Here is a 9,708-nt window from a genome sequence, read left to right as displayed (position 1 = left end):
CGGTGGACGGCGTCTACCGGGTGCCGTACTCGGCCTGCAAGGGCGCGGTCGCAGCACTGACCACGTCACTCGCGGCGGAAGCCGTGGATCTAGGGATCCGGGTGAACTGCGTGGCGCTCGGCGGCACTACCGCGCCCGAGCGCAAGACGCCACGGCTGGCGCGCGCGCTCACGGCGCAGGAAGTGGAGTGGGAGCGGCAGTTCATGAAGCTCATCGAGGGCGAAGACCTGATGGGCAGATTTTCGAGTGCTGAGGAGCAGGCGGCCGTCGTGGCCTTCCTCGCCTCGGACGACGCCTCGCACCTCACGGGCGAGATCATCAACACCGGCCGTCGCGGCCGCCGGTTGTCAGACTTTCTGGAGGTACTGCCGTGAATGCACCGATCCAATGGCCCAAGGCGGTCAATGAGATACCCAAGGCCATCTTCACTGATGCCGCTCTGTATGAGCGCGAGATCGAAACCATCTTCCATGGCGCGCAGTGGCACGCGCTGGCGCATCGGGCGGAGATTGCGAATCCGGGCGATTTCAAGACCATGCTGCTCGGCCGCATGCCGGTGATCGTGGCCAACGGCGAGGACGGCAAGATTCGCGTCTTCTTCAACAGTTGCACGCATCGCGGCAACCAGGTGGAAATGGCGAGCTGTGGCAACCGCAAGGCTTTTGAGTGTCCATATCACCGCTGGATGTTCCGTACCAACGGCGAACTGGCGATCTGCCCGGGTAGCGAAGAGTTCTCGCCGGGTTTCGACAAGAAGGACTATGGTCTTCGCGAGCTGCGCACGGCCGAGTTCTGTGGCCTGATTTTCGCGACCGCGAGCGCCGACACCCCGGCCCTTGAGTCTTGGCTAGGCGCGGTGGCCGGTACGTTGGCCGGCGCGCTCGGCGGCGACGGCCGACTCAAGCTGCTGGGTTACCAGAAGGTGCGCTACGCCTCGAACTGGAAAGCGTATTCGGATAATGATGGCTATCACGCGCCGCTGCTGCACGTGGGCTTTCGTCTGCTTGGCTGGCAGGGTGGGCAGGGCTCGCAGAAACCGACACCTAACGGACATCTGGCCTTCGAGTCGCAACTCAAGCCCGTCGTCAATCGCGACTTCCTCAAGGACCCGAGCCTGATCGATCTTAAGGCGACCGACCCGGAGAGTGGTTCGCTCATCGCGCAACTGTTTCCGCATACCGTCATCACCAAGCATATGGACGTCATCAACGTGCGCTTCGCGACGCCGATCAGCGTGGATTGCACCGAAGTCCACTATGCCTATTTCTCGCATGCCGACGACAGCGAGGAACTGGTACGACACCGCATCCGCCAGTCCTCCAACCTGCTGGGGCCCTGTGGCATGGTCAGCATGGAGGATGCCTCGATCTTCAACCGTATCCATATCGGGAGTTTCACGCCGGGCAACGCGAAGTTCCAGAAAGGGGTCAAGCGCACTGATGAAGTCTGGTTCGATGTCAAGCAGAACGACGAGTCCGGCAACCTGCCGAAGTGGAACTACTACTGCCAGTTAATGGGCTTCCAGCGCAGCGAGGTGGCTTGACATGCTCGGAATCGACGAAGCATCGCTGGCGTTGCTCGACAACTTGCAGCGCCGCTATATCGAGGCCTTGGATCGGCGCGACATGGAGGCCTGGCTGGACTGCTTTTCGCAGGACGCGGATGCCTCGTACTTCTGCATCGCCGCCGAAAACGTCGAGCGAGGCCTGGAAATCGCGTTGATGTACGACGACTGCCGCGCGCGCCTGACCGACCGGGTGACATTCATCAGCAAGGTCTGGACCGGCACCTTCCAGCCTTATCGCATGCGGCATTTCGTCCAGAGGATCGGCACGCCGATTCTTGATCACGGAAAACTGAGCGTGGTCTCCAACTTCAGCATCGCGACCACTCCCGAAGGTGGCAGTTCCAGCCTGCTGGCCGTAGGGCAGTATGAGGATAGTGTGGTGCTCGACCGTGGCGAGCTGCGTTTCCTGCGCAAGCGGGCCGTGTACGACACCACGGTGCTGCCGCGGTACATCGTCTACCCGTTCTGAAACCCAGGCCCGAATCGAAATGAGCGAATCCACTTACCGGCCGCTGGTCGGTACCGTTATCGGCGATCCCTGCGGGATCGGTCCCGAGGTCGTGGCCAAGGCCTGGTGCAGCGGCGGCGTTCACCAATGCTCGCGTCCGGTGCTTATCGGTAGTCGTATCGCGATGGAGCAGGCGGTGCGCAGTGCCGGATTGTCAGCCCAGGTACGGGTGGTCACTTCGGTTGCCGAGCTGAGCGACTCCCCGGAAGTGATCGAGATCGTGGATTCGGGGGCCCTCGATGCGAGCGATATTATCCTTGGGCGCGACAACGCAGCATGCGGGCGTGCCAGCGGGGTGTGGCTTGATGAAGCTGACCGTCTCGCGCGCGAGGGTGTGCTCGCGGCCACGGTGATGGGGCCGATCAGCACCGGCGCAATGAAGATGGCCGGCGTTCTGGACAAGGTGGTCAAGGTCACGCCCGGCGAAAGCTATCTGTTTCTGGTCAGCGGCCCCTTGCGCGTGTCCCATGTCACCGACCACATGTCGCTTCGGCAGGTCTGCGAACTGCTTAGCGAGGAGCTGGTCGCCCAGTCTCTCGTCACGCTCGACGAGCGGCTGCGCGCCTGGGGGATCAAGGCGCCTCGGATCGGCGTGGCGGGGCTGAATCCCCACGCGATGGGCGAGGAGGAAGAGCGCGCCATCGCGCCCGGCGTCCGTCGCGCGGTCGCAATGGGCGTTGATGCAGAAGGGCCGGTCAGTCCCGATGCGATCTTCCGCCAGTGCATCGAGGGCCGCTACGACGCGGTCCTCGCGATGTACCACGACCAGGGTCATATCGCGATCAAGACCTGGGGGTTTTCCGGCAATTCCGCGGTCATCATCGGACCTCCCTATGTGCACCTGTCGGTGGCGCATGGGACCGCCTACGACATCGTCGGCAAGGGTATCGCCGACCACCGCATGATGCTCAGCGCGATGCGTACCGCCGGCAGTCTCGCCGCCGGAACCGGTTTTCCGAAGGAACTCTGAGGCGCAACGACCATGCGGACGAACGATGCGCTCGCGACCTCCGTGCCACGTGCGGTGGACGCCCGTCTTTACCATGAGCCGGATGTCTTCGCCGAGGAGCAACGCCGCATCTTCCGCGGGCCGGTCTGGTCCTACGTAGCTCTGGAGGCCGAACTCGAGGGCCCCGGCGCATTCAAGTCCACCTTCGTCGGCGATACGCCGGTGGTCGTGACGCGCGATCAGGAGGGTGCGCTCCACGCCTGGGTCAATCGCTGTGCGCACAAGGGCGCGCTGGTCTGCCGCGCACCACGCGGGCGCGCCACCGACGGAAGCTTCGTATGCGTGTACCACCAGTGGGCCTACGACGCGCAGGGCAACCTGCGCGGCGTTCCGTTCCGGCGCGGCCTGAAGGGCGTGGGTGGCATGGCGCAGGACTTCGACCTCGCGCAGCACGGTCTGCGGAAGCTCAGGGTGGCGAATCTCTGCGGCATGCTGTTCCTGAGCTTCGATGAGAAAGCGCCGCCGCTCGAACAGTTTCTCGGCGAGGCGATGTGCTACTACATCCGCCGCGTGTTCAATCGCCCCATCCGCGTACTCGGCTACGCGCGGCAGAACATGCGTGGCAACTGGAAGCTGTATTCCGAGAATAGCCGCGACGGCTACCACGGCGGCCTGCTGCATCTGTTCTATCCCACCTTTGGCATCTACCGGCCTAGCCAGGAGAGTGCGGGCGAGGTGGACGAGGTCGGCTTCCACAGCGCCTTCACCGTGTCCAAGCCGAGCCAGACGGATGGTTACGAGAATTATCAGCGCGAAGCCAATCGCGAGATGTCGGGCGCCTCCGCAGGTGCCGAGATGCTGCGCGATCCCAGCGTGCTCACGTTCCGCCCCGAGTTCGACGACAACATCGCGCTGCTCATCCAGTCCTTGTTCCCCTCGGTGGTCTTGCAACAGATTCAGAACACCCTGGCCACGCGCCAGATCGTGACGCGCGGCGTGGCCGAGACCGAACTGGTCTGGACTTACTTCGGCTATGCCGACGACGACGAGGCCATGACCCGGCATCGCATCCGCAACATCAACCTCGTCGGCCCTGCGGGCTACATCTCGATGGAGGACGGCGAGGCCGTGGAGTTGTGCCAGCAGGGAACGGCCGGCGCCGACGGCTGGAGTTCCTTCGTGGAGATGGGCGGCACCGATGTGGTTCCGAAGGTCGCGCCGATCGGTCTGGACGAGAATGCGGTGCGAGGGTTCTGGACGGGTTACTTCGCGTTGATGAAGGGCGCGGCCGAGGTGCTGCCATGAGTCTTCCCGCAGCGGCCATGAATGTGGAGCGCCAACTGCTGCTGAGCGAGATCGCCGAGTTCAACGCCGCCTACGCGCACTGCATCGACGACGACCAGCTTGAGCAGTGGCCGGAGTTCTTTGCCGAGGATTGCGAGTACCAGATCATCCCGCGCGAGAACGTCGATCTGGGTCTGCCCGCCGCGATCGTGTTCTGCGACAACCGCGGCATGCTCATCGACCGCGTGGTGGCGCTGCGCAAGGCCAACATCTATCCGGCGCACTACAGCCGCCACGTGCTCGGCGCGCCGGTATTGCTCGACGCGGATGGCCGGGGCCTCCACTCGCAGACCAGTTACGTCCTGATGCTAACGCGCATGGACGGTGAGACCCGCCTGTTCAGCGCTGGCAAGTACGTGGACGTCATGGTGCGCGAGAACGGCGTGCTTCGACTGAAGAACCGCAGCGTCGTGTTCGACACGCATCGTATCGACACCTTGCTGGTCACGCCCATCTGATCTCGAATCGAGTACATCTAAATGAAATTCAGCAAGAAAGAAGCAAAGCAGTGGGCGCTCGCCACCGTGCGCGATTTCTACATGTGCCCGCTGACGCCCACCACTGCCGACGGCCGTTTCGACGAGGCCGGCATCCGGGACAACATCGAGGCCTATGTGGACATGGGCCTCAGTGGTCTGGTGGTCGGCGGCTTCATCTCGGAATGCTGGAATGTGAAACTGTCGGATTGGGTGCGTTATCACCAGGTCGTAGCCGAAGCGGTGAAGGGGCGGATGGACCTGTGGACCATCATTCTCGATCCGAGCGTGCACCAGGCGCTGGAGAAGATGGAGCTGGTCGAGAAGATGGGCTACAACGGCGCCGAGGTCATCAACCCGGTCGTGCAGCTGCGTACCGACGACGAGATCTTCGACTACTTCGACTACATGGCGGCGCGTTCCAACCTCGCCATCTGCCTGTACCGCACGCCGGTGTCCGGCAAGGTGATGGGCCTGGATCTGTTGGCGCGACTGGCCGAGATCGACACGGTGATCGGCGCCAAGCAGGGGAGTCTCAACCGTGCCGAGACGCTCAAGCTGCGCCGCTCGCTGCGGCCTGACTTCAACGTGATGGAGCCAATGGAGGCTTACTACTGCGACGACCTGCGCCGGGGCGGACAGGTGATCTGGGGCGAGCTGTCCTACATCCTGTACGGCAAGAAGCGTCACCTGATGCAGGAGTACATGGCGCTGTGCAAAGCCCAGAAATGGGAAGAGGCGCGTGCCAAGTCCGAGGCGCTGAACGGTGTGCGCCAATACTACGAGGACATCTTCATCTGGGAGGTTGCGCGCACCGGCACCTATGCCTCGGCGCTGGCCTCGCTCAAGGTCTGGTATGGCGCGATCGGTCTCAAGACCGGCCCGGTGCTCGCACCCGTACGCGATCTAACGCCGGACAAGGCCGAGCAGGTCGTCGCCAAGCTCAAGCAACTGGGCGTTGTCTAAGTGCCGGGGCGACAGGCGATGAGAGCTCCCGAATGAGAATCTGTATTCTCGGTGCCGGCGGGCTCGGCTCGGTGATCGGCGGCTACCTAGCTCGCACGGGTGTGGACGTGACACTGATCGCACGGCCTGCGCACGTCGATGCAATCCGCCGCAACGGCCTGCGCATCACCGGCCGCGTCGGCGAATGCAGTATCCGCGAGAACCTCACCGCGGTGACCTCGGCAGACGATGCGGAAGGACACTTCGACTACCTGATTCTGCTGGTCAAGACCAAGGACACCGAGCGTGCGCTCGAGAGCGCTACAGGCCTGCGCCCACGGGTGGACACGATGCTGTCACTGCAGAACGACCCGCTGCGCGCCGACAAACTGCGTCGCTGGATCGAACCCTGGAAAGTAATCGGCGCGGTGACCATCGAGGGCGGCACGCTGGTCGAACCAGGGCATGCCGACAACCACGTCACCGCGACGACCACCGCCTACTTCGGCGAACTCGACGGCACCGAGTCGCTCCGCGTGCAGAGGCTGACCGAGGCGTTCACGAGAGCAGGCCTCAAGTCCGCAGCCGTCACCAACATCGTGCAGGTGACCTGGGAGAAGCTGACGCAGATCGCCAGCGCCTCGGGCTGGTCGGTTTCCACTCTGCCCGCGATCCCTGCGCTGTATTTCGTGGACGGCATCAAGATTCGCGAAGGTGCCGAACACTATGTGCAGCTCACCAAGGAACTGCTTTCGGTCTACAAGGCGTTGGGCTATCAGCCGCAGAATTTCTTCTCGCCGTTCTCGCGTCTCAAGGAGATCGACTCGCTATCGTTCGATGAGGCGGTGCAGTCCTCCATTGGTGTCGGCACCTACATGGAGGCCAACAATATGCGCTCGCGTACTTCGATGCACGACGACCTGCTGCGCGGGCGCAAGACCGAGGCCGAGGAGATCTTCCGGCCATTCATCGACAAGGCCGCCGAACTGGGCTTGTCGATTCCCACCGTCACCGCAGTGCATCGCGTGATGGCGGTGCTCAACCATTATCTCAAGGACTAGCCCGTGCACCGCATCGCCTTGATCGAAGGTGACGGAATCGGCCGCGAGGTGGTCCCGGCGGGCATCCGCGTGATCGAAGCGGCAGCGCGACACTTAGGCTTCCGCTGCGAGTTCGTTCACTTCGACTGGAGCTGCGAGCGCTATGCCGCCACCGGCCGCATGATGCCGGAGGACGGACTTCGCCAGTTGCGGGACTTCGATGCGATCTACCTCGGCGCGGTCGGCTATCCCGGCGTGCCGGACCACGTCTCGCTCTGGGGCCTACTGCTGCCGATCCGCCGCGAGTTCGATCTGTACGCGAACCTGCGGCCGGTGCGCCTGTTCGAGGGCGTGCCTTGCCCGCTGGTGGGGCGCAAGCCCGGCGAGATCGACTTTGTGGTCGTGCGCGAAAACACCGAGGGTGAGTATTCCGATATCGGCGGTCGCCAGTACGCGGGCACCGAGCGCGAGTTCGTCGTGCAGCAGGCGGTACATTCACGCGTCGGCGTGGACCGTATCCTGCGACATGCTTTCGAGACCGCGCGCAAGCGCGCGAGGCGCAAGGTCACGCTTGCGACCAAGTCCAACGGCATTCTCCACGCCATGCCGTACTGGGACGAGCGTTACACCGCGATGGCCTCCGAGTATCCGGACGTAGAAGCCGACAAGTACCATGTCGACATCCTCGCCGCGCAATTCGTGCAGTACCCGGATCGTTTCAGCGTGGTCGTGGGCAGCAATCTCTTCGGCGACATCCTGTCTGACCTCGGCCCGGCCGTGGCCGGCGGCATCGGCATTGCGGCTTCCGCCAATCTTGACCCGCAACGACGGTTCCCTTCGATGTTCGAGCCGGTGCACGGCTCTGCGCCGGATATCGCAGGGCAGGGGATTGCCAACCCTGTCGCTGCGATCTGGTCGGCCTCGCTGATGCTGGAGCATCTGGGCGAGATGCAGGCCGCCGCGCAGATCATGGCGGCCATCGAATCTTCGCTGCGTAGCCCACTGACCCGCACGCGGGATGTGGGCGGCAGCGCGACGACGGATTTAGCGACCCGCGCCGTTCTCGAATGTTTGGAGGCGAGACGGTGAGTCTTGCACTGAAGGACCGTGGTCTGCTGCGTCAGCAGGCCTTGATCGGCGGCCAGTGGTGCGGTGCCGATGCAAGCGGCACGCTCACGATCCGCAACCCGGCCAACGCTCAGGTGGTGGGCACGGTGCCGGTGATGGGCGTTGCGGAAACACGGCGCGCAATTGCCGCCGCGGAAAAAGCGCAGGGGGCCTGGAAGGCACGCAGCGCGAAGGAACGTTCCCTGATTCTGCGCCGCTGGTTCGATCTGATCGTGTCGAACCAGGAGGACCTCGCCGCCATCCTCACCAGCGAGCAGGGCAAGCCCCTGACCGAAGCGCGCGGCGAGATTCTCTACGCCGCGTCCTACGTCGAATGGTTCGCCGAGGAAGCCAAGCGCGTCTACGGCGACGTGATTCCTTCTCACCAGCCCGGCCAGCGCATCGTGGTGCTGCGTCAGCCCATCGGCGTCTGCGCCGCGATCACGCCCTGGAATTTCCCGGCCGCGATGATCACACGCAAGGCGGCGCCGGCGCTTGCCGTGGGCTGCACGATGGTGTTCAAGCCAGCCAGCCAGACGCCGTTTACCGCGCTCGCGCTGGCCGAACTCGCCTTGCGCGCGGGTGTGCCGGAGGGAGTGTTCAACGTGGTAACCGGCAGCGCGCGCGACATCGGCGGCGAGATGACCTCCAATCCCGTCGTACGCGCGCTCAGTTTCACCGGCTCGACGGAAGTCGGCCGCGAGCTGATGCGCCAGAGCGCGGACACGGTCAAGAAGCTCTCTCTGGAGCTGGGCGGCAACGCGCCCTTCATCGTCTTTGACGACGCCGATCTCGACGCCGCGGTGCTCGGCTGCATCGCTTCCAAATTCCGCAACGCTGGCCAGACCTGCGTGTGTGCAAATCGCATCTACGTGCAGGACGGCGTGTACGAGGCGTTCAGCGCCAAGATGGTGGCGGCAGTTGCGAAGCTGCGCACAGGCGATGGATTCGACAGCGTGGACATCGGTCCGATGATCGACGGGCCGGCCGTGGAGAAGGTGCAGACGCACATCGCCGACGCCCTCGCGCATGGCGCACAGCTTCTCTGCGGCGGTAAGCCACACGCGCTCGGCGGAAATTTCTTCGAGCCAACCGTGCTGTCGAACGCCACCGCGGAAATGCTCCTGGCCGTGGAGGAAACCTTCGGACCGGTAGCGCCGTTATTCCGCTTCCGCACAGAGGACGAGGCGCTCGCACTGGCAAACGCCACCGAGTTCGGACTCGCGGCCTATTTCTACGGTCGCGATATGGGACGTGTCTGGCGCGTGGCCGAGGGCCTTGAGTGCGGGATCGTAGGCGTCAACACCGGAATCATTTCGGCAGAGCAGGCGCCGTTCGGCGGCGTCAAGCAATCCGGCATCGGCCGCGAGGGTTCGCGCTACGGCCTCGATGAATACGTGGAAATCAAGTACGTCTGCCTCGGCGGCTTGCTGCCCGAGGTCGGTAGATGAACCCGGGCGCGGCGCCGAGCGTTTCGCGCCGGATCAGAAATAAAACGTCTTAAAGGAGCTAGAGAATGGAAACCGCAACGCTGTTTGATTTCAGGACCGGCCGTCAGAGCCGCCGCATCTATTCCGAGGAACAGATCTACCAGCTCGAACTGGAGCGCATCTTCGGTCGCTGCTGGCTGTTCCTTGCGCACGATTCGCAGATCGCCAATCCGGGTGACTACCTCCGCACCTTCATGGGCGAGGACGAGGTACTGGTGGTCCGGCAGAAGGATCGATCGGTGCGCGCCTTCCTCAACACCTGCACCCATCGCGGCAATCGCC

Annotated in this window: 11 protein-coding genes; all 11 read left to right on the top strand. The window is 63.7% G+C overall.

Translation table 11 applies throughout. The annotated features are described in order from the left end of the window. A partial coding sequence (locus tag Q0D45_RS00080) for an SDR family oxidoreductase (protein WP_293387031.1) occupies positions 1-374 on the top strand: 374 nt, incomplete at its 5' end. Further along, on the top strand, positions 371-1,543 hold the full coding sequence (locus tag Q0D45_RS00075) for an aromatic ring-hydroxylating dioxygenase subunit alpha (protein WP_293387029.1): 1,173 nt from the start codon (positions 371-373) through the stop codon (positions 1,541-1,543). The genes Q0D45_RS00080 and Q0D45_RS00075, both read left to right, overlap by 4 nt. A gap of 1 nt (position 1,544) precedes the next feature. Then, the gene (locus tag Q0D45_RS00070; protein WP_293387027.1) at positions 1,545-2,036 is read left to right on the top strand and encodes an aromatic-ring-hydroxylating dioxygenase subunit beta; all 492 of its coding nucleotides are present in this window, start codon (positions 1,545-1,547) and stop codon (positions 2,034-2,036) included. Between the two features lie 19 nt (positions 2,037-2,055). Further along, positions 2,056-3,045 carry a PdxA family protein gene (locus tag Q0D45_RS00065; RefSeq protein WP_293387025.1) on the top strand — a complete coding sequence of 330 codons (990 nt, stop codon included), beginning with the start codon at positions 2,056-2,058 and terminating at the stop codon, positions 3,043-3,045. A 12-nt stretch (positions 3,046-3,057) separates the two neighbouring features. Continuing rightward, positions 3,058-4,329, top strand: coding sequence for an aromatic ring-hydroxylating dioxygenase subunit alpha (locus Q0D45_RS00060; RefSeq protein WP_293387023.1), 1,272 nt, complete (start codon positions 3,058-3,060; stop codon positions 4,327-4,329). Beyond that, complete coding sequence (locus Q0D45_RS00055; RefSeq protein ID WP_293387021.1) at positions 4,326-4,826, top strand: aromatic-ring-hydroxylating dioxygenase subunit beta; 501 nt, start codon at positions 4,326-4,328, stop codon at positions 4,824-4,826. Before Q0D45_RS00060 ends, Q0D45_RS00055 begins: the two co-directional genes overlap by 4 nt. Positions 4,827-4,847: 21 nt before the next feature. Next, positions 4,848-5,810, top strand: a complete 963-nt coding sequence (locus Q0D45_RS00050; RefSeq protein WP_293387019.1) for a dihydrodipicolinate synthase family protein — start codon at positions 4,848-4,850, stop codon at positions 5,808-5,810. A gap of 32 nt (positions 5,811-5,842) precedes the next feature. Beyond that, positions 5,843-6,850 (top strand): ketopantoate reductase family protein, encoded by a 1,008-nt coding sequence (locus Q0D45_RS00045; RefSeq protein ID WP_293387017.1) that lies wholly within the window; start codon positions 5,843-5,845, stop codon positions 6,848-6,850. Positions 6,851-6,853: 3 nt separating this feature from the next. Further along, the gene (locus Q0D45_RS00040) at positions 6,854-7,918 is read left to right on the top strand and encodes a tartrate dehydrogenase (protein WP_293387015.1); all 1,065 of its coding nucleotides are present in this window, start codon (positions 6,854-6,856) and stop codon (positions 7,916-7,918) included. Continuing rightward, on the top strand, positions 7,915-9,387 hold the full coding sequence (locus Q0D45_RS00035) for an NAD-dependent succinate-semialdehyde dehydrogenase (RefSeq protein WP_293387013.1): 1,473 nt from the start codon (positions 7,915-7,917) through the stop codon (positions 9,385-9,387). Before Q0D45_RS00040 ends, Q0D45_RS00035 begins: the two co-directional genes overlap by 4 nt. A gap of 65 nt (positions 9,388-9,452) precedes the next feature. Continuing rightward, positions 9,453-9,708, top strand: a 256-nt coding sequence (locus Q0D45_RS00030) for a Rieske 2Fe-2S domain-containing protein (RefSeq protein WP_293387011.1), incomplete at its 3' end; no start/stop codon positions are given.

Source organism: Nevskia sp., assembly GCF_023266035.1.
Classification (GTDB): Bacteria; Pseudomonadota; Gammaproteobacteria; order Nevskiales; family Nevskiaceae; genus Nevskia.
This window is presented reverse-complemented; position numbering and strand designations above follow the sequence as displayed.

Excerpts from the sequence above, each read along its gene's own strand:
- Q0D45_RS00070 (WP_293387027.1), top strand. The coding sequence starts at position 1,545 with ATGCTCGGAATCGACGAAGCATCGCTGGCGTTGCTCGACAACTTGCAG.
- Q0D45_RS00065 (WP_293387025.1), top strand. The coding sequence starts at position 2,056 with ATGAGCGAATCCACTTACCGGCCGCTGGTCGGTACCGTTATCGGCGAT.
- Q0D45_RS00060 (WP_293387023.1), top strand. The coding sequence starts at position 3,058 with ATGCGGACGAACGATGCGCTCGCGACCTCCGTGCCACGTGCGGTGGAC.
- Q0D45_RS00055 (WP_293387021.1), top strand. The coding sequence starts at position 4,326 with ATGAGTCTTCCCGCAGCGGCCATGAATGTGGAGCGCCAACTGCTGCTG.
- Q0D45_RS00050 (WP_293387019.1), top strand. The coding sequence starts at position 4,848 with ATGAAATTCAGCAAGAAAGAAGCAAAGCAGTGGGCGCTCGCCACCGTG.
- Q0D45_RS00045 (WP_293387017.1), top strand. The coding sequence starts at position 5,843 with ATGAGAATCTGTATTCTCGGTGCCGGCGGGCTCGGCTCGGTGATCGGC.